The 19,301-nt window shown below is 62.8% G+C and carries 19 protein-coding genes, 3 tRNA genes and 2 pseudogenes; 14 read left to right on the top strand and 10 right to left on the bottom strand.

From position 1 onward, the window contains the following. The first annotated feature begins 1 nt into the window (after position 1). From BLV47_RS09950 to BLV47_RS09925, 7 genes are all read left to right on the top strand, one after another. Positions 2-829, top strand: a complete 828-nt coding sequence (locus BLV47_RS09950; RefSeq protein ID WP_092312792.1) for a hypothetical protein — start codon at positions 2-4, stop codon at positions 827-829. 64 nt (positions 830-893) lie between these two features. Beyond that, positions 894-1,505: a 3'-5' exonuclease gene (locus BLV47_RS09945; protein WP_092312789.1), complete on the top strand. Its 612-nt coding sequence runs from the start codon at positions 894-896 to the stop codon at positions 1,503-1,505. Positions 1,506-1,552: 47 nt separating this feature from the next. Continuing rightward, positions 1,553-1,723 carry a hypothetical protein gene (locus tag BLV47_RS36130; protein ID WP_167365636.1) on the top strand — a complete coding sequence of 57 codons (171 nt, stop codon included), beginning with the start codon at positions 1,553-1,555 and terminating at the stop codon, positions 1,721-1,723. Further along, positions 1,723-2,112 carry a DUF551 domain-containing protein gene (locus BLV47_RS09940; RefSeq protein ID WP_092312786.1) on the top strand — a complete coding sequence of 130 codons (390 nt, stop codon included), beginning with the start codon at positions 1,723-1,725 and terminating at the stop codon, positions 2,110-2,112. Before BLV47_RS36130 ends, BLV47_RS09940 begins: the two co-directional genes overlap by 1 nt. A 58-nt stretch (positions 2,113-2,170) precedes the next feature. Continuing rightward, positions 2,171-2,767, top strand: coding sequence for an ead/Ea22-like family protein (locus BLV47_RS36505; protein WP_244168852.1), 597 nt, complete (start codon positions 2,171-2,173; stop codon positions 2,765-2,767). 49 nt (positions 2,768-2,816) lie between these two features. After that, the gene (locus tag BLV47_RS09930; RefSeq protein ID WP_092312783.1) at positions 2,817-3,575 is read left to right on the top strand and encodes a hypothetical protein; all 759 of its coding nucleotides are present in this window, start codon (positions 2,817-2,819) and stop codon (positions 3,573-3,575) included. Between the two features lie 160 nt (positions 3,576-3,735). Further along, the gene (locus BLV47_RS09925) at positions 3,736-3,948 is read left to right on the top strand and encodes a helix-turn-helix transcriptional regulator (RefSeq protein ID WP_092312780.1); all 213 of its coding nucleotides are present in this window, start codon (positions 3,736-3,738) and stop codon (positions 3,946-3,948) included. A gap of 43 nt (positions 3,949-3,991) precedes the next feature. On the opposite strand, the pseudogene BLV47_RS09920 reads toward BLV47_RS09925, so the two are convergent. From BLV47_RS09920 to BLV47_RS09905, 4 genes and pseudogenes are all read right to left on the bottom strand, one after another. Further along, positions 3,992-5,206: pseudogene (locus BLV47_RS09920) on the bottom strand (tyrosine-type recombinase/integrase); the annotation flags it as partial. Positions 5,207-5,369: 163 nt separating this feature from the next. Then, positions 5,370-5,454, bottom strand: a tRNA-Leu gene (locus tag BLV47_RS09915). A gap of 57 nt (positions 5,455-5,511) precedes the next feature. After that, positions 5,512-5,587: transfer RNA gene (locus BLV47_RS09910), tRNA-His, on the bottom strand. 32 nt (positions 5,588-5,619) lie between these two features. Beyond that, positions 5,620-5,696, bottom strand: a tRNA-Arg gene (locus BLV47_RS09905). A 280-nt stretch (positions 5,697-5,976) separates the two neighbouring features. On the opposite strand from BLV47_RS09905, the gene folD reads away from it, so the two are divergent. Together folD and pbpG are read left to right on the top strand one after the other, a co-directional pair. Further along, the gene (gene folD, locus BLV47_RS09900; protein ID WP_092312774.1) at positions 5,977-6,831 is read left to right on the top strand and encodes a bifunctional methylenetetrahydrofolate dehydrogenase/methenyltetrahydrofolate cyclohydrolase FolD; all 855 of its coding nucleotides are present in this window, start codon (positions 5,977-5,979) and stop codon (positions 6,829-6,831) included. 297 nt (positions 6,832-7,128) lie between these two features. After that, entirely contained in the window at positions 7,129-8,067 is a 939-nt protein-coding gene (gene pbpG / locus BLV47_RS09895; protein ID WP_092312771.1) for a D-alanyl-D-alanine endopeptidase, read from the top strand. A gap of 52 nt (positions 8,068-8,119) precedes the next feature. Here the strand turns inward: pbpG and BLV47_RS09890 are convergent, their stop codons facing one another. Beyond that, positions 8,120-8,794 carry a peptidase C39 family protein gene (locus BLV47_RS09890; RefSeq protein ID WP_092317131.1) on the bottom strand — a complete coding sequence of 225 codons (675 nt, stop codon included), beginning with the start codon at positions 8,792-8,794 and terminating at the stop codon, positions 8,120-8,122. Between the two features lie 226 nt (positions 8,795-9,020). On the opposite strand from BLV47_RS09890, the gene BLV47_RS36125 reads away from it, so the two are divergent. Continuing rightward, positions 9,021-9,185: a hypothetical protein gene (locus BLV47_RS36125; RefSeq protein ID WP_167365635.1), complete on the top strand. Its 165-nt coding sequence runs from the start codon at positions 9,021-9,023 to the stop codon at positions 9,183-9,185. 77 nt (positions 9,186-9,262) lie between these two features. Here the strand turns inward: BLV47_RS36125 and BLV47_RS09885 are convergent, their stop codons facing one another. Together BLV47_RS09885 and BLV47_RS09880 are read right to left on the bottom strand one after the other, a co-directional pair. Beyond that, positions 9,263-10,018: a TerC family protein gene (locus BLV47_RS09885; protein WP_092312768.1), complete on the bottom strand. Its 756-nt coding sequence runs from the start codon at positions 10,016-10,018 to the stop codon at positions 9,263-9,265. A gap of 30 nt (positions 10,019-10,048) precedes the next feature. Beyond that, a complete protein-coding gene (locus BLV47_RS09880) occupies positions 10,049-10,297 on the bottom strand; it encodes a hypothetical protein (protein ID WP_060840196.1) in 249 nt (82 codons plus the stop codon). Positions 10,298-10,430: 133 nt separating this feature from the next. On the opposite strand from BLV47_RS09880, the gene nhaR reads away from it, so the two are divergent. Further along, a complete protein-coding gene (gene nhaR, locus BLV47_RS09875) occupies positions 10,431-11,336 on the top strand; it encodes a transcriptional activator NhaR (RefSeq protein WP_092312765.1) in 906 nt (301 codons plus the stop codon). On the opposite strand, the gene BLV47_RS09870 is transcribed toward nhaR, so the two are convergent. Then, positions 11,317-12,492, bottom strand: a complete 1,176-nt coding sequence (locus BLV47_RS09870) for an MFS transporter (RefSeq protein WP_092312762.1) — start codon at positions 12,490-12,492, stop codon at positions 11,317-11,319. The two genes, nhaR and BLV47_RS09870, sit on opposite strands and share 20 nt — an antisense overlap. Positions 12,493-12,812: 320 nt before the next feature. Between BLV47_RS09870 and sstT the strand changes: the two are divergent. Continuing rightward, positions 12,813-14,045: pseudogene (gene sstT, locus BLV47_RS09865) on the top strand (serine/threonine transporter SstT). A 64-nt stretch (positions 14,046-14,109) separates the two neighbouring features. Here the strand turns inward: sstT and BLV47_RS09860 are convergent. Then, the gene (locus tag BLV47_RS09860; RefSeq protein ID WP_092312759.1) at positions 14,110-14,619 is read right to left on the bottom strand and encodes a DUF1993 domain-containing protein; all 510 of its coding nucleotides are present in this window, start codon (positions 14,617-14,619) and stop codon (positions 14,110-14,112) included. Between the two features lie 71 nt (positions 14,620-14,690). After that, positions 14,691-15,719 (bottom strand): AraC family transcriptional regulator, encoded by a 1,029-nt coding sequence (locus tag BLV47_RS09855; protein ID WP_092312756.1) that lies wholly within the window; start codon positions 15,717-15,719, stop codon positions 14,691-14,693. Between the two features lie 175 nt (positions 15,720-15,894). On the opposite strand from BLV47_RS09855, the gene BLV47_RS09850 reads away from it, so the two are divergent. Both BLV47_RS09850 and BLV47_RS09845 read left to right on the top strand, forming a co-directional pair. After that, positions 15,895-18,414, top strand: coding sequence for a flavin-containing monooxygenase (locus BLV47_RS09850; protein WP_092312753.1), 2,520 nt, complete (start codon positions 15,895-15,897; stop codon positions 18,412-18,414). 217 nt (positions 18,415-18,631) lie between these two features. After that, positions 18,632-19,282, top strand: coding sequence for a YceH family protein (locus BLV47_RS09845; RefSeq protein ID WP_092312750.1), 651 nt, complete (start codon positions 18,632-18,634; stop codon positions 19,280-19,282). The last annotated feature ends 19 nt before the right edge of the window (positions 19,283-19,301 follow it).

Genomic DNA, 19,301 nt, shown 5'->3' with positions numbered 1-19,301 from the left:
CATGAAACTGGAACACCGCTCTATCATCGAACGCTGCAAGCGCGAAGGTGCCTTTCCTGCCGACGTCGCCAGCCAGCTCCTGGAACACGACCTGGTACAGGTTGTGCTCGACCAACTCCGTGGGCAGGCCAGGCCCTACGGAGATCTCAGCGAGTCGGCCCAGCAGGCGACCATCGAACGTGTAACGCTGGGCGTCCACACGGCTGTGCAGCTGGCCATCCGCGTGATTGCCTCTAACGGCGTCAAGACCGTTCCGGTCGACGTCAAACGCGTTCAGGTCGACGACAAGTCGCTCACAGTGACCGCCAAGGTCGACGGCAAAGATCCGAGCAAGCACGACCTTGTCGATGCCGCTGGCCATCTGTGCCTGCTGGTGATGGCGCCAGATGATTACAGCGAGGCCCTGGACGACTTCGTTCCAGACCGCGACCAAAAGGATCTGCCGCTGAGCATCAAAGAACCGACCGCTGACCTGTTGAGCGATCAACCTGCCAACCCAGACGATTCGGATGGAGAAGTTGCCCAGCTTGGCACGAAGGAGGATCTGGAAGCACACCTGGCCGCGGGAAAGCCAGGCGCACAGGCCACCGTAGACCAGGAGTTCGGCGACTTCAGCTACGAGGACGCCGCTCAACTGATCGTGCTCAAGGCCGCGGCCAAGCCGTTCAAAGCCCACTGGGTGCAAAGCCGCCTGGCAATCGACAGCGACCAGGCCACTACCCTGCTGCTGCGCCTACTCGATAAAGGTGTGATCGAGCTCGAAACCGAGGGCGAATCAGCCCTGGAGCACAGCTACAAGGTCATTGCCACGCTGGAAGACGTGGCTTGACCCACCACAAATCGGAACACCGCCAGGCGCCTACGGGCGCCTTCTTTTCGCCTGGAGAAAACCTATGTCCGAATTGATCTGTTTCTTCGATACCGAAACCACCGGCCTGCCCTTGTTCAGGGAGCCCAGCGAAGACCCCCGCCAGCCGCATATCGTTGATATCTGCGCCCTGCTCTACACGCCCGACGGCATCCTGGTGGACTCGTTCGAAGCGATGGTAAAGCCAGACGGCTGGGTTATCCCTGACGACGTCGCAGCCATCCACGGCATCACCACCGAAATGGCCCTGGAGCAGGGGATTCCGGAAGCCGAAGCGGTCGCCGGGTTCATGAGCATCATGGCCCAGGCCGGCCTGCGGGTAGCGCATAACGTCTCGTTCGATGACCGCATTCTGCGCATTGGCTTGAAGCGTTTCATGGATGAGGCCACCGCTGATGAGTTCCGCGACGGGCCGAAGTACTGCACATGCCAGAACAGCACCGCCCTTGTGAAGTGCCCGCCAACCGCCCGAATGATCGCCGCCGGTCGTGGTCGGCAGTTCAAGCAACCCTCTGTCGCTGAAGCCCTTCTGCACTTCACCGGCGAGGTGCTGGTCGGGGGGCACCGAGCCCGGCCAGATACAGAAGCCTGTGCCCGCATTTACTTCGCAATGAACCCGCCAACCCGGGTTGCGTAACCCTGCCGGCGCCCTGCCCGGGCGCCCTTCCGAAAGGAGCTGTCGGCATGACCATCCTTCGCCGCAAGACCAAGATCCGCGGGCGCCCGATGAAAGCGATTGACCTCAACTTCACCTGCGACCAATGCAACAAGCAGCGGGCCCACGGCAACCACGAAAAATGCAGCAGAGCGCGCCAGGCCTTGATGGCCGAGTTGCGCGCACGGGAGAAACAGTGATGAGTAACGACATGATCAGCTTCCCCCGCGAACTCAGCGACGACCTGGCAGAGTTCATCGCCGAGAAGGCCCGGGTCTGTGGCGGTGGCGCGTATGACATATGGGAGGCGCTGTGCGAACGATTCGGGCAGCCTGCCGAGCAGTGGCAGCCAATCGAAACTGCGCCGAAGGATGGCACCGAGATCATCCTGCGCAAGGGTGACCGGATCACCGCCGGCGCCTGGATCGAGTGGAGCAATTCCGCCGCAGAGTTCCACGCGACTACCGGCGTGTACCTGGGTGACGTCGAGTATGAAAGCGGTGCGGACTGGTCCAGCTGGGACGGTGGCTTCAGGCGGGACGATTGGCCGACTCATTGGCAGCCTCTGCCCATCCCTCCCCAGCAGTAACCCCTCTACCCCTTCCCCACTTAAGCCAGCCGCAGCAGCGGAATGGCGGAGCTATGCCATGAATATCGACAAAGAAAAGCTGAAGGACCTGGCCGAGGCTGCACCTGAAGGACCTTGGTTTGGCCCAGAGTACGCACCCGGTACCAGCTATGTGTTCGACGTAGACCTTGGTTCCTTGCTGCATTACGAAAGCATCGAAACTGAGCAAGATGCCTGTCTGCGCTATGTGGCAGCAGCCAACCCGGCCATGGTACTGGGCCTGCTCGCTGAGATCGAACGGCTGTCGCCACCAGCGGGCCAGGTCTCGTACCAGGACCAGGCAGAGGCATGGAAGGCGGCGAGCAGCCAAGACCTTCGGGCCCGGGGCGAGCTGCTGGTCCAAGTCGAAGAACTGGAGGCCGACAACGAGGCGCTGCGCAAGGACGCCGAGCGCAGCAAGCGCATGTTGTTGGATGCCTGCGTCTCCATCGGCAGCATTGGCGAAGCCCTCGGCCTAGACATGGACGCCGATGCCGACACGATGATCGGCACAGCTCGCGAGCTGATCGACGGCCTGAACCGCATCATCAAGGAATGCCCGCTGGGAAGCCCAGGCTTTGCCATCGCTTGCGAGGTGCTTGGGGAGCTTGGCGTGCAGCAGGAGGTGCAGCCATGATCCTGCCCGTCCTGTACATGGCCTACCTGATCTACAGGGGGCCGAGGCCATGAGCAGCCAAGCGCCGGTGGTAGTCAGCTACGGCGCCGGCACGAACAGCACGGCCATGCTTGTGGAAATGGTCAAGCGCGGCATGCGTGTTGACTTGATCACCTTCGCAGACACGGGAGGCGAGCGCCGAGAAAACTACGAGTATCTGGAAATGTTCAGTGGATGGCTTGTCGCCCGTGGCTTTCCGTCGATCGTCACAGTACGCAAAGGGGGGCGCCCCGAAACCTTGGAGGAAAACTGCCACCGCATGAAGATGCTGCCGAGCGTGGCCTACGGCTTTAAGTCCTGCTCACAGAAGTACAAAGGCGAGCCGCAGGACGCCTATTGCAACAACTGGGAACCGGCCAAGGCGGCCTGGACGTCCGGACAGAAGGTAATCAAATGCATCGGGTATGACGCCGGCGAGCCTCAGCGCGCCAAGTTCGACGAAGACAAAAAGTACAAATGGCGGTACCCGCTGATCGAGTGGGACATGGGGCGCGAGGAGTGCATCAAATCCATCCGCGCTGCCGGCCTGCCACTTCCGGGCAAGAGTTCGTGCTTCTTCTGTCCGAACAGCAAGCAGCATGAAATCCTGTCGCTACCGGATGACCTGAAAGAACGAGCCATTGCCATCGAGCGCGGCGCCAACCTGACCTCAGTGAAAGGCCTGGGCCGCCGTTGGCGCTGGGAAGACCTGATCGCATCGGACCGCGACCAGATGCGACTCTTTGACGACAGCCATCAAGAAATGCCGTGCGGATGCTACGACGGCTGATCTGAAGAGTCCGCCCGGCCCAGGGCGCAGTCAGCCGAAAGCGGCAAGACATAGACCGAGCGGACACCGCACAGTGCCACGGCGCAACGCCGCGGCCCATCAGACAAACCCGAAACCCCACTCACTACAGCCTGCCGGCGATGGCGGGCGAGGAATCCCTATGCAAACTCAAGAGCAACACATCGAATACATCAAGCTGCCCGAGGTGATCAGCCTGGTGGGCATCAAGACCACCACCATCTACAAGATGGCCAACGAGGGGAAGTTTCCCAAGCAGGTCAAGCTGGGCGCCAGGTCCGTGGCCTGGATCAAGGCCGAGGTTCTGCAATGGAACCTGGAACAGGCCCAGGCTTCCCGTGGCCAGCCGGCTTGAAGCTGTAGGCCGAGTTCGGCCAGACGTCACAATCCCCACCCGCTTCAACGTGGTCGAGATAATCGGCCCAGTCCTGCATCATCTGCCGGCGCTGCTCTACATACTCCGCGTGGTTGTACGATCCCCGCACCTTATTGTCGTCAGCATGCGAGAGCTGCGCCTCGATCCAATCCTTGTTGTAGCCCAGGTCGTTCAGGATCGTCGACGCGGTGCCACGCACTCCGTGGCCCGTGAGGCGATCCTTGTACCCCATCCTCTTGATTGCCTGGTTCACCGTGTTCTCGCTCATCACCTTGCTTGGCTCGTTCCGGCCGGTGAATAGAAGCTTGCAACGCCCGGTGACCTGCATCACCTCCCGTACCACCCCCACCGCCTGCCGCGACAGTGGCACCAGATACGGCGGAATCTCCCCGCTTTCAGTTCGAACCCGGCTCTGCAACTGCTTGACGTCGTCAGGCGGAATGCTCCAGAGCTCGGCCTCCAGGTCGAAGTGCGCCGGCGATGCCCTGCGCGCTTCGATAGTGCGCACCATCGTCAACAGCATCAGGCGAATCGCCGACTTCGTGAGCATGCCCATGCCGCTTGCGCGCAACTTCACCAGGAACTCCGCCAGCTCATGCCGGCGCAATATCGGGTTGTGCTCAACTGGCGGCTGGATGGCGGCCACCACGTCGATATCGGACGCTGGGTTCAGCTCGATCAGGTCTTCGGCTATCGCATAGCGGAAAATCTCGTTCAGCCACCCGCGGCACTTCTCCGCAACATGCAGCGCGCCCCGGGCTTCAACCTTCCGCACAGCCTTGAGCACATCGGCCCGGCGCACCTGGTCAATTGGGATAGCGCCCAGGGACGGGATCAAGTCCTTGTCCAGGTAGCGGCGAGACTGCTCGGCACTCCCCTTCTTGGCGTTGGTCAATCGCAGGGCCTTGAAGTTGTGCCAGCGGTTGGCCACTGCCTCGAATGTGTTCTCTGCGCTCGCTACTGCGGCGCTACGCTCCTGCCGGCGCTCCGCCCGTGGATCGATCCCCTTGGCAACCAGGCTGCGGGCCTCGTCGCGCATGGTCCGAGCATCGCGCAGGGACAGCGCCGGGTATGTGCCGAAGGAATAGCGCGACTGCTTACCGAGCCAGCTAAATCTGAAGTGCCAGGACTTTGTCCCCTTGGCGGAGACGAACAACGACAGGCCGTCGGTATCGTTGAGGCTGTAGTCTTTCTCTTGGGGTTTGGACTGCCGGACGGCGGTATCAGTGAGGGGCATTAGTACATCCAGTACAGGTCGAATTCGCGGTGTACTTGCGAATGTACTAGATATTTGCGGAAGACGGCGAAAGAAGGCGAAACGGCGCGCAATAAAAAAGCCGCTCTAGGCGGCTTCTTTAGGGGGTTTCGCGAAAGTCACTGAAACTTGACGAAACTCGATATGGTGCGGACGAAGAGACTCGAACTCTTACACCTTGCGGCGCTGGAACCTAAATCCAGTGTGTCTACCAATTCCACCACGTCCGCTTAACAAGCTTCTAAAGCAAAGGCGCCAGACTATTAATCTGGCGCCTTTTTCGAATATGGGGTGGACGATGGGGATCGAACCCACGACAACAGGAGTCACAATCCTGTGCTCTACCAACTGAGCTACGCCCACCATATTGCGTTACTTGTGCCAAAGCTGCCTAATGGCGCACCCGGCAGGACTCGAACCTGCGACCATCCGCTTAGAAGGCGGATGCTCTATCCAGCTGAGCTACGGGCGCCTTATTAATCTGTATTCTCTAATGACTACAAACTAATTGCTTTCAGTCGTTACGAGTTAAACATCAACTCTGCCCGACCTTCTTAACCAGTGCTAGGCTGTGCCCGACAAGTGCGACGAATGTTATAGACGGGCCGTTAGGTCGTCAACTCTTTTTTAAAAAAAATTCATTTAATTAAAGGAGTTAGGGGAATTTGCAGACCAAGCGCCTTTGCCCTCACGTCCCGACATGCGAGAATGCGTTCTCTTTTTCTCTCCCTCTCGATGGTTAATCACGCGTCATGACTGCACAACTAATCGACGGCAAAGCGATCGCCGCTAGCCTGCGCCAGCAGATCGCCAAACGTGTCGCCGAGCGTCGCCAGCAAGGCCTGCGTACTCCGGGCCTCGCGGTGATTCTGGTCGGCAGCGACCCGGCCTCTCAGGTTTATGTCTCGCACAAGCGTAAAGACTGCGAAGAGGTCGGCTTCCTTTCACAAGCCTATGACTTGCCTGCCACCACGACTCAAGAAGATCTGGCCGGCCTGATCGACAAGCTCAACGATGACCCGAACATCGACGGCGTCCTGTTGCAATTGCCACTGCCCGAGCACCTGGATGCCTCCTTGTTGCTTGAGCGCATTCGCCCGGACAAAGACGTGGATGGCTTCCATCCTTATAACGTCGGTCGCCTGGCCCAACGCATTCCCCTGCTGCGCCCCTGCACTCCCAAGGGCATCATGACCCTGCTACAAAGCACCGGTGCCGATCTGTACGGCATGGACGCAGTCGTCGTGGGCGCTTCCAATATCGTCGGTCGTCCGATGGCCATGGAGTTGCTGCTGGCGGGCTGCACCGTGACCGTGACCCACCGCTTCACCAAAGACCTGGCCGGCCACGTTGGCCGTGCCGATCTGGTCGTGGTTGCCGCAGGCAAGCCCGGCCTGGTCAAGGGCGAATGGATCAAGGAAGGCGCCATCGTCATCGACGTGGGCATCAATCGTCAGGAAGACGGCAAACTGGTGGGCGACGTCGTGTATGAGACTGCCCTGCCCCGCGCCGGCTGGATCACACCCGTACCTGGCGGCGTCGGCCCCATGACCCGCGCCTGCCTGCTGGAAAACACCCTGTACGCCGCTGAAACGCTGCACAGCTGAGTTTTTGCCAGCCCGCTTCAATCAGCCCGCCATTGGCGGGCTTTTTTATGCCACCGCCGCACACTCCCAACTCCCGGCATATAGCTCCTGAATCTTAGCGCCCCAGGCCAAGCCGAGCCTATGCTGACGAACACCTGCCACTCAGGGAAAAACTGGTGTTTTTTCTTGGTTTTTAAGGGTTTTCGACTGACCGCTGAAGAACAATCGACAGTTCCTCAGCTATATTCATAAAATGTAACGTTTTCCCGAAAAAACCCGTTGCCAGACGGCATATCCATCTTTATCGAGTCCGCCCGCGTGAAAATTCGTCTCTCCATCCTCAGCTTGTTGTTTGCTGTGTCCGGCACCTTGATCGCGCACAGCGTCGACGCCAGCGAAACCACCGCGGCGCCAAGAGACACTTCACAGTTGCATATCGCCTCCGGCAGCGCCCTGCTGCTGGATCTGCAGACCAACAAAGTCATCTACTCCAGCAACCCGGACGTCGTGGTGCCCATCGCCTCGGTCACCAAGCTGATGACTGCCATGGTCGTGCTCGACGCCAAGCTGCCACTGGATGAACACATCTCCATGAACATCAGCGACACCCCGGAGATGAAGGGCGTGTTTTCCCGGGTCAAGCTCAACAGTGAGCTGAGCCGTCGCGACACCTTGCTGATTGCCCTGATGTCCTCGGAAAACCGCGCCGCCGCCAGCCTCGCCCATCACTATCCAGGCGGCTACTCGGCGTTCATCGCCGCCATGAACGCCAAGGCCAAGTCCCTGGGCATGACCCATACCCGCTATGTCGAGCCCACCGGACTGTCGATCCACAACGTCTCCACCGCTCGCGACCTGAGCAAGCTGTTGGTGGCCGCTCGCAAATACCCGCTGCTGAGCGAACTGAGCACCACCAAGGAAAAGACCGTGGCGTTCCGCAAACCCAACTACACCCTGGGCTTTCGCAACACCGACCACCTGGTCAACAAGGAAAAATGGGACATCAAGATCACCAAGACCGGCTTCACCAACCAGGCCGGCCACTGCCTGGTGCTGGTCACCAGCATGGGCAATCGCCCGGTAGCCCTGGTGATTCTCGACGCCTTCGGCAAGTACACCCACTTTGCCGACGCCAGCCGCATCCGCAACTGGGTCGAAACCGGCAAAAGCGGTTCGGTGCCGGACGTGGCCCTGCGCTACAAGGCCGACAAGAACCTCAAGAACCACCAGAACGCAGCCCCGCAAGCCTCACATTGATCTCCAGCAACAACAACGGCGCCCTAAGGCGCCGTTGTTGTCTGTAGAGCGTTCAATGACCGTCGAGCGCCTTGCCGGCCCGAGCCGCCGCCTGCTCCTGGCCGGCCCGGGCCAGCTCATTGGCCGCGTTCAACCAGCGCTGGCGATCGACCTTGGCCGGTAGCTGGTTGGGCGCCTGAATCAATACCGCGAAACTGCCGGCGTCTTTCCAGGACGACTCGAAGGCACTGAAGCTCATCAGCTGCCGACGGTCTTTCGCCCCCCGCAACAGCACTGTCTGCTTATCCCGGTTATAACCGGCAAGCACCGCATAGCGCGGCTGCGCCCACAAGCTCGAACCCTCGGTAAAACGCACCAGCACCGGATAGCCCGCAGCCACCTGGGTCAGCAAGGCCGACAGCTGATCATCCAGGGGATAGACCACCATGCCGTATTGCCGGGCCAGGCCCTGCAGGTTCTGCTGCAACTGCGCCTCGGCTCCCGGCAGGTGCAAAGGCTTGTCCAGCAGCCCGGGGGTAATCACGACGCCCTGTTGCGACAACATACTGGCTAGCGCTCCGGGAGCGCTCTGGTACGTCTCGCCACGGAAGAACGGCACGCTGTTGAGCTCCACCCGCTCCGGCAGTCGCTGAATCTCCGGTGCCACGCTGCCGGCACAACCGGCCAGGCCCAGAACACAGGCGCTGGCCAGCAGCGCCGCTCGAAATCGAGGAAATACCCGCACCATCATTGCTCTCTAATAGACAGACGCCGGACGACCCTGCTCCGGCTGGGGGCTTGATCATAGGGCCCTCACGGGCGAGGGTATAGCGTTAGGCAACAGTTAATTGAAAACCATAGAGCGAAGTGTTCGAAGACTCGCGACTATTGGTCAATAGCCTGAAACACAGGGGCTACTAGACTGTCCATTAGTAAGTGTGTGTGCCCTGGACAGGGCATATAAGGAGGCACTGATGAGCCTGACAACGACAATCCTGATGCTGATCCTGGGCTGGCTGGCCGTCGCCGGCGCCATGCTCTGGGGCGTGCTGCGTATCACCCGCCGCCACCATCCTCAGCCCCGCAAGCCAGGCATCGAAAGCGAAAAGAGCGCCCGGCGCCCCGCCGCTGTGCACTGACCCACCTTCCCTTCCCGTAAAACGACACGGCCGCCTGACTCCAGCGAGTGCAGACGGCCGTTTGCCTTGGCTACGAATCAGACCTCGGTCTGCTGCGCCTGGCGCTTTTGCCGAGCCCGGCGGGCCAGCATGTTCAAGCTCTCAATGGCCGCCGAGAACGCCATCGCCGCGTACACATAGCCCTTGGGCACATGGGCGCCGAAACCTTCGGCGATCAGGGTCATGCCGATCATGATCAGGAAGCCCAGGGCCAGCATGACCACGGTCGGGTTGTCATGGATGAACTTGGCCAGCGGTTCGGCGGCCAGCAACATCACCAGCACCGAGATCACCACGGCAATGATCATGATCGGCAGGTGCTCGGTCATGCCCACCGCGGTAATGATGCTGTCGATGGAGAACACCAAGTCCAGCATCAGAATCTGCCCGATCGCCGCGGCAAACCCGATGCTCACCTTGGAAGTGGCAGTCGCGGGCTTCTCGGGCTCAGGGTCCATGCTCTGATGGATCTCGGTGGTGGCTTTCCATACCAGGAACAGGCCACCGGCAATCAGGATCATGTCCTTCCAGGAGAAACTCTGCCCCAGCGCGTCGATCACCGGCTCGGTGAGCTGGACGATGAAAGCAATGGTGCTGAGCAGCGCCAGACGCAGGAACAACGCCATGCTGATCCCGATGCGCCGCGCCTTGGCCCGGTGCTTTTCCGGCAGCTTGTTGGTGAGGATGGAAATAAAGATCAGGTTATCGATGCCAAGCACGATCTCCATCACCACCAGAGTGGCCAGAGCTACCCAGGCGGTGGGGCTGGCAGCGAGCTGTAAAAGGTAATCCATGGGTCAATCCTGCATCGGTGAAATGAAAAGTCAGATTTCCTGGGAAGAGTCGGGCTTCTTGGCCGCGTCATCCTCTGGTTTTTCCTTGCCGGTCACGCTTTGCGTGGCCTCGCTCAAGGCCTGTTCGGCAGCCTTGTGGGTGTCATCGATGGCTTGCTTGGCCGTCTCGGCAGCCTTGTCCAGCACTTGTTGGGCGCTTTTTTCCGCCTGATCACAACCCGCCAGGGTCAGCATAGACAGGGCCAGCAACGAGGCCGCGCCCAGGGTTTTGAATGACATGCCGTATTCCTCGATAGAACGGACAGGGCCATGCGGGCTCCGTCGATAGCGGGGCATTCTAGGGAGACGAATACTTCAGGAAAATTCGTATTTTTGGCAGTTATACTTCGGTTTTTACGAACCGATAATCACCATGCTCAACTACCGCCAACTACATTACTTCTGGGTTGTGGCCAAGACCGGCAGCATCGTGCGTGCCTGCGAGCAGCTCAACCTGACCCCACAAACCATCAGCGGCCAGATCAGCCTGCTGGAACAGACCTACGGCATCGAACTGTTTCGCCGGGTCGGGCGCCAGCTGGAACTGAGCGAAGCCGGACGCCAGGCACTGCCCTACGCCGAACAGATGTTCCAGCTCGGCGGCGAACTGGAAGCCATGCTCCGCGCCCGCCCCGACGAGCAGCAGATCCAGTTCCGGGTCGGCGTGGCGGATGTGGTGCCCAAGTCCATCGTCTATCGCCTGATCGCCCCGACCATGGAGCTCAGCGAGCCGATTCGCCTGACCTGCCGCGAAGACAAACTCGAACGGCTACTGGCGGATCTGGCCATCCAGCGCCTGGACCTGGTGATCTCCGACAGCCCGATGCCCTCGCACCTGGACATCAAGGGCTACAGCCAGAAGCTCGGGGAATGCGGCATCAGCTTCTTCGCCACCACCGAACTGGCCCAGCAGCACGGCGCCGACTTCCCTCGCGGCCTGCACGGTGCGCCGCTGCTGATTCCCGGGCAGGAAACCGTGGTGCGCAGCCGCCTGCTGCGCTGGTTCGCCGAACAGCAACTGCAGCCGCGGATCATCGGCGAATTCGACGACAGCGCCCTGATGCAGGCCTTCGGCCAATCCGGCAGCGGGATCTTCATCGCCCCCAGCGTGATTGCCGAGGAAGTCCGGCAGCAGTACGGCGTCCAGCTGATCGGCCAGACCGACGCCGTGACCGAGTCGTTCTATGCCATCTCGGTGGAGCGCAAGGTCAAGCACCCGGGCATCCTGGCCATCACCGAGGGTGCGCGCCGCGAACTGTTCACGCCCCTGGCGCATTGACAGAGGCGCAGGCCGGGGGCGTCTTGAGGTTCATCAGCAGCAGGGCCAGGGCAATCGACAGCAGAATGAACGCCGATGCCGCCATCCCCAGGCTGCCCAGGCCTAGGGTATCGATCACCCGCCCGCCCACCATCGCCCCCAGGCCGATCCCCAGGTTGGCCCCGGCGATGTTCAGCGACGCGGCGAATGCCGGCGCTTGCGGCGCGGCCTTGATCAGGCGCACATGGCTGACCAGGAACATCGCGGCCTGGGTCACGCCCCAGACGCCCATGGCCGCCGCCAGCCCCAGGGTCGAATCAATGCTCGGCACCAGGGCCAGCATGCCGCCGATCATCAAGGCGCAGAACACCATGGAGGCGATCAGCGGATGGCGGTCCACGGCCCGGCCGCCCAGGGAATTGCCGATCAGCCCCACCGCGCCAAAACCCATCAGGCACCAGCCCACCAGGGTGCCGTCGAAACCGGCCAGGCGTTCGAGGATGTCCGCCAGGTAGGTGTAGGCGGTGAACATGCCGCTGAACACCAGGATCGACAGCAGCACATGCCCTTGCATCAGCGGGCTGCGCAGGATGCGAAACTGCGCCCGCAGGCTCGCCTGCGGGTTGTGCGGCCTGGTTTTCGGCAGATAGACCCACAGCAGCAGGGCCTTGGCGAAGGCCACCAGGGCCAGGATGCCAAAGGCGCTGCGCCAGCCGAACGCATCGGCAATCAGGGTGCCCACGGGAATCCCGAACACCGTGGCACAGACGATGCCGAAGCCGATCTTGGCGATGGCGCGCCCGGCATGATCCGGGCCGACGATATCCACCGCCGTTTCACTGGCCAGGGCCCAGAACACCGGCAACCCCAGGGCCGGCACCAGGCGTGCCAGGGCCATCACCCAGATGTTCGGCGCCAGGGCCGCCAGGGTGTTGGCCAGGCCAAACATCAGCAGCACGCTGATAAACAGCTGCTTGCGCGGAAAACGCGCGAAATACGCCGTGAGGAAGGGCCCGAACGCCGCGACGGTAAAGGCGAACAGGGTCACCAGCAAGCCGGCCTGCGACACGCTGACCTGCAAGTCCCGGGCTATCGACGGCAACAGGCCGACGATGACGAACTCCGTGGTCAACACGGTAAAACCCGCGGCGGACAACAGCAGGATGGGCAACAACATCGCAAACTCCAGAAACAACGACAGCAGCGACAGCCCGAAGGGCCCGCTGACTGGATAGAAAAGGGGGTGGCGAATCTTAACAGAGTGGGTACGGGTCAGGGCAACCGCGCCGGCACCGGGCGTCGCAGGTGGCAGATCGTCACATCGACGCAGGAAGCCCGGGCGCCTGTGATAAAGTCCGCCCCCTGCCAAAAACAGTGGTTGTCGTACTGGCTTGCCCGTCAGGCCAACCGATCGCCCGTTGCCCTTTGCCACCGCATCCCTGGATGCCGGCTCAGCCCCGGCATGCACTGCACATTAAAAAAAACAGAGATACCGCTATGAGCGCTGCACCTCCTTCCTTCCTCCACACCCTCAAACGCCTGAGCCTGGTGACCCAGATCGTCATCGGCCTGATCGCCGGGATCGCCCTGGCCCTGCTGGCCCCCGAAGTGGCGAAGTCCACCACCTTCATCGGCTAGGTCTTCGTCTCGGCGCTCAAGGCCGTGGCACCGATCCTGGTGTTCGTGCTGGTCATGGCCTCCATCGCTAACCACAAGCACGGCCAGGAAACCCATATCCGGCCGATCCTGGTGCTCTACCTGCTGGGCACCTTCGCCGCGGCGGTGGTCGCGGTGATCGCCAGCAGCCTGTTCCCCTCGTCCCTGGTCCTGGCCACCCACGACGTCGCCGTGAGTGCCCCCGGCGGTATCAGCGAAGTGCTGCAAAGCCTGCTGCTGAGCGTGGTGGACAACCCGGTCAGTGCCCTGATGAACGCTAACTTCATCGGCATCCTGGCCTGGGCCATCGGTATGGGCGTGGCCATCCGGCATGCCGGCGAGACCACCCGCGGCGTACTCGATGACCTGTCCAACGGCGTGACCGTCATCGTGCGCGTGGTGATCCGCTTCGCCCCCCTGGGGATCTTCGGCCTGGTGGCCTCGACCCTGGCCACTTCCGGCTTCGACGCCCTGTTCGGCTACCTGCACCTGCTGGCGGTACTGATCGGCTGCATGCTGTTCGTGGCCCTGGTGATGAACCCGCTGATCGTGTTCTGGAAGATCCGCCGCAACCCCTTCCCGCTGGTGCTGACCTGCCTGCGCGAGAGCGGCATCACCGCCTTCTTCACCCGCAGCTCGGCCGCCAACATTCCGGTCAACCTGGAACTGAGCAAGCGCCTGGGCCTGCATGAAGACACCTACTCGGTGTCCATCCCCCTGGGGGCCACCATCAACATGGCTGGCGCGGCAATCACCATCACCGTGCTGACCCTGGCCGCCGTGCACACCCTGGGCATAGCCGTGGACCTGCCTACTGCCGTGCTGCTCAGCGTGGTCGCGGCGATCTGCGCTTGCGGCGCTTCGGGTGTCGCCGGCGGCTCGCTGCTGCTGATTCCCCTGGCCTGCAGCCTGTTCGGCATCCCCAGCGAAATCGCCATGCAGGTGGTCGCGGTGGGCTTCATCATCGGCGTGCTGCAGGACTCGGCGGAAACCGCACTGAACTCCTCCACCGACGTACTCTTCACCGCCGCGGCGTGCATGGCCCAGGAAGACAAGGCGCAAGCCACCGCCTGATCCAACGCCCACTAAAAAGCCCGGCCAGGGTCAACCTGGCCGGGCTTTTTTATCGCCTGGTGTTTTAGAACGCGCCCATGTAATCGCGCTTGCCCACTTCCACACCGTTGTGCCGCAGGATCGCGTAGGTGGTGGTGACGTGGAAGAAGAACTGCGGCAGGCCGTAAGTCAGCAGGTAGGACTGGCCACTGAAGCGTTTCTCTTTCGGGGTGCCCGGACGGGTGACGATCTCGATGCCTTCCTTGCCATCGATCTGCGAAGGCTGGATGCCGTCGATGAAGGCCAGCACCTTGGCAATCAGCGCCTGCAGGTCGGCGAAGGTGGTTTCGCTGTCGTCGTACTTGGGCAGCTCGACCTCGGCCAGGCGGGCCGACACGCCCTTGGCGAAGTCCACGGCGATCTGCACCTGACGCACCAGCGGGAACATGTCCGGGTACAGGCGCGCCTGAAGCAGGGCATTGGGCTCGATGTTCTTCGCCGTGGCGTGAGCTTCGGCCTTGTGCAGAACATCGCTCAGGGCATTGAGCATTTGCTTGAAGACGGGAACGGAAGCGGCGTACAGGGAAATAGTCATGACAGTCTCGACACAGATGGCGGGAATACAACGAGCAGCGATTATAGCCACTGCGGCCCGGAGCGGGGCCTTTATCCCGGAGGTCCCCGGCGATAGGCGCTGGGGGCGACGCCGAACCAGCGCTTGAAGCTCTGGGAAAAACTCGACAGATCGCTGAAGCCCAACTCTTCGGCGATCCGGGTCAGACTCAAGGCGCGATTGCCCAACAGCTCAAGGGCCCGGGCACCACGCTGTTCGGCCAGCACCTGGCGATAGCTGGTGCCCTCTTCCTGCAGACGCCGTTTCAAGGTGCGCACACTGGTCCGAGCCAGACGCGCCATGTCCGGCAGATCCGCGACCCTGCCGGCCGGCAGGGCCTCGAGATGCTGGCGGACCAGGGCCGCCGTGCTCTGATGGGCCTGTCGGCGCTCAAGCAACTGCCGGCACAGCTGCTCGCACATCGCCACCGTCAGCGGATTGGCCTGGGGCAAGGCGCGATCCAGAAACCGCCGGTCGAATGCCAGGCTGTCCAGCGCCGCCCGGTACTCGGGCACCCGGCCCAGCACCCGCGGCACATCGCTGGCCGCGCGATCCGCTGGCGGGGCGGCACGACGGGTCAGTCGGGCCAGAGAAAAATCCTCACCGACAATCTCCTTCATCAAGACCGCGGCAGCGGCCATGTCCCGTTCCAGCAGAAACCCGGCCACCTGCGGATCGGCTACCGGCGGCGCACCGAACGTCAGCACACCCAGATCCCGCTCCAGTCGGTAGTCGATGGACGCGAAGGCATAGGTCAGCGGCAGAAAGCGCAGGGCCAGATTCAGCGCATCCGCCGGCGTTGCGCTGCTGATCAGGCCATAGCCGAACAGGCCGTAGGTGGAGAAGTGGTAACGCGCGCCCACCTCATAGCCCAGCCCGGGAGGATGGCCCAGGAGCTGCAGCAGATTGCTCACCAACCGCAGCTCCTGAGCCGCCAGCAGCAGCGTGTTGGGGTCTTGCAATACCTCCAGGGACACCGCGCAACCGGCCAGCAGGCGCGTCGGCGACAGGCCCCTTTCAAGCGCAAAATTCACCAACAGCAAGGCGCTGGACGGTCCCCGGGTGAATGCTTGAACGTTCATGGCCTGACTCAAGGGCGGCGGATTTGGCCCAAATACTAAAACACTTGTCCCGTTGCAGCATGGGGTCCACGGATATTTACCCCCATGCTTGACTCAACGGGGCCACGCCACCATCGGCAGAACACGGCTCCGAATCGATCCATCCAGCGTCCACAACAATAACAACGAGGTCGTCATGCCCGAATCCACCGCCCCGCAAAACCTCTGTTCCAGCCCCTGCGCGCCCCTGGAAGCCCTGATCATCGGCGCCGGCTTCGGCGGCCTGGGCATGGCCATCGCCCTGCGCAAGGCCGGGGTCAGCCGGTTCCTCCTGCTTGAGAAAGGCCAGGACGTCGGCGGCGTCTGGCGCGACAACACCTACCCCGGCGCCGCCTGCGACGTACCTTCGCACCTGTACTCATTTTCCTTCGAGCCCAACCCACGCTGGTCCCGGGTATTCGCGCCCCAGGCCGAGATCCACGACTACCTGCAGCATTGCGCCCGCACCTACGACCTGCTGCAACACATTCACTTCGGCAGCGAAGTACGCCACGCCCGATTCGATGAAACCGGCCATTACTGGCAGGTCATCTGCAACGATGGCCAGGAGCATTTCACCCGCCTGCTGATCAGCGCCGTCGGCCAACTGAGCCGTCCCGCCCTGCCCAAACTGCCGGGCATGGACACCTTTCGCGGCAAGGTCTTTCACTCCGCCCACTGGGACCACCACTACCCCCTGGCCGACAAACGGGTGGCGGTGATCGGCACCGGCGCCTCGGCCATTCAGTTCGTGCCGCAGATTGCCGATCAGGTGGCGGCGCTCAAGGTCTTCCAGCGCTCGCCGGCCTACATCATGCCCAAGGCCGACCGGGCCTACAGCGAACAGGAAAAACAGCGCCTGGCCCGCCAGCCCTGGCGGCTGAAACTGCTGCGCGCGGCCCACTACCTGCATTTCGAATCCCGGGCCCTGGGCTTCACTCGCCTCAAGGGCCTGACCCAGTGGGTGGTCGGCATTCCCTTTCGCCAACTGCTGGAGGCCTCGGTGCCCGACCCCGAGCTGCGCCGCCAGATGACCCCGGACTACCCCATCGGCTGCAAGCGCATCCTGCTGTCCAACGACTACCTCAAGACCTTTGCCCGCCCCCATGTCGAGCTGCTGACCCAGGGCATCGCCCGCATCACCGAGCACGGCATCGAAACCCTCGACGGCCAGCAGCACCCGGTGGACGCGATCATCTACGGCACCGGCTTCGCCGCCACCGAGTTCCTTGCGCCCATGCACATCAGCGGCCGCAACGGCCTCGAACTGAACCAGGCCTGGCAAGCAGGCGCCAGCGCCTACCTGGGGCTCAGCGTCCCCGGCTTTCCCAACTTCTTCATGCTCTACGGGCCCAACACCAACCTGGGCCACAACTCCATCATCCACATGCTGGAAAGCCAGATCAGCCACGTGCTCAAGGCCCGCCAGGCACTGCTGGCCAGCGGCGCGCAAACCCTGGAAGTGGAGGAGGCCCCGCACCAGCGCCTGCAACAGCAGATCCAGCGGCGTCTGGCCGATTCGGTCTGGAGCGGCTGCACCAGCTGGTACGTCGACGCCCGCGGCCACAACAGCACCAACTGGCCCGGATTCACCTGGACCTACAGATGGCTGACCCGCTATGCCGGGCTTGCCGCCTATCGTTTCGCCGGCTCCCTGGAACGGCACTCGGCGGCGGCCGACGGGCTGCGCGTGGCGTCACCGCGGGATTGGCTGGAACGGGGTAGCGCGGCCTGGCTGCGGCTGTTCCTGCGGGCCAGCTTCCGCGCCCTGATCGGCCCGCCCCGGGAGCTGGTGCGCCAACGCCAGCTCGTCAACGCCCTGGCCTGGCTGATGCCCGGCTGTGCCGGGGTTCGCCGCCGGTGGCACTGGCTGGGCAGCTTGCCGGTGCAAAAAGTCGAAGCCGCTGCCACGCCCGGCAAAGGCGTGATTCTCTACCTGCACGGCGGCGCCTTCTGCCTGGGCAGCCCTCACAGCCACTTCAGTGTCACCAGCCGTCTGGCCCGGGATAGCGGCTGCAGCGTCTGGGTGCCCGACTACCGACTGGCACCGGAGCATCCCTACCCCGCCGCGCTGGAGGATTGCCTGGCCTGTTACGACGCCATCCGCGCCCAGGGCTGCCCGGCCGAACAACTGCTGATTGCCGGCGACTCCGCCGGGGGCGCCCTGGTCCTGGCCTTGGCCCTGGCTCTGAAACAGCGCGGCGAGGCGATTGCCGCCGGGCTGATACTGCTGTCGCCGGTCACTGATCCGGATCTGCGCGGCGCCAGTCTGCAATCGCGCCAGACGGTCGACCCGATGATTCGCCGCGACTGGCTGGAGCAAGCCCTCAAGGCCTACGCGGCGCCAGCGCCAACCCTGACCCATCGCCCCCTGGAGGCGGACCTGCGTGGCCTGCCGCCCATGCTGATCCAAGTGGGCGACCAGGAGTTGCTGCTGTCGGACTCGGTGCGCCTGGCCGAGCGCGCCCGGCAGGCTGGGGTGAGCTGCCGCCTGGAAATCTTTGAGGAGCGCTGGCACGTCTTCCAGTTGCAGGCGTTCTACCTGCGTTCCGCGAGAAACGCCCTGCTCGCCGTCGCCCGCTTCAGCCGCCAGTGCCTGGAAGCATCGGGGGAGCCCGCAGCCGCCGCAGACTCGACGCCGGCGACACAGCCGGCAACAGATCCGCAACCGAGCTGAGCGGGTCGCCCTCGCCCACAGCGCAGGGCGGGGGCACTCCGGCAAACCCGGAATCTGTCCGGGTCCGACCAAGTTCTGATGGCAAGATCCGGGTTCTGAAGGTAAAACAGAGCCCCTCCAAGGTGGCCCACCCGGCCACGGAACAACCGCGGCGCCGATCCAGGCCCTGTTGCGGTTTTTCACGACCCACCCATCAGTGACCAAGGGACCAGCACTTATGAGCGACGAGCACGACACTCCCGGCGAAGAACTGCGCTTGAGCAGCAGCGATATCCGCATCCTGGGTTCGTTGATCGAAAAGCAGGCCACCAACCCGGAAACCTACCCCCTGACCCTCAACGCCCTGGTGCTGGCCTGCAATCAGAAAACCAGCCGCGAACCGGTGATGAACCTGACCCCGGGCCAGGTTGGCCAAAGCCTGCGCGCCCTCGAAGCCCGGGGGTTCACCCGGCTGGTCATGGGCAGCCGCGCCGATCGCTGGGAACAGCGCCTGGACAAGGCCCTGGAACTGGTGCCGGCGCAGTTGATCCTCTGCGGCCTGATGTTTCTGCGCGGGCCGCAAACCGTCAACGAGCTGCTGACCCGCAGCGGCCGCATGCATGATTTCGAAGACAGCGAGCAAGTCCTGCACCAGCTCGAACGCCTGATCGCCCGAGGCCTGGCCCTGCACATTCCGCGTCAGGCCGGTCAGCGCGAAGACCGCTACACCCATGCCCTGGGCGACCCGGCGGACATCGAGGCGATTCTCGCCGCCCGCGGCAACCCGGTGGAACGCGGCACGGGCAGCGGCGTTTCAGTGGAACGCATCGAAGAACTGGAAGCACGGATTGCCGCCCTGGAACAGCGCCTGGCCCAGCTCGAAGGCTGATGCTCATAGCCGCTGCCGA

Source organism: Pseudomonas saponiphila, assembly GCF_900105185.1.
Classification (GTDB): domain Bacteria; phylum Pseudomonadota; class Gammaproteobacteria; order Pseudomonadales; family Pseudomonadaceae; genus Aquipseudomonas; species Aquipseudomonas saponiphila.
The sequence above is the reverse complement of the archived record's forward strand: the minus strand, read 5'-3'. Positions and strand labels throughout refer to the sequence as shown.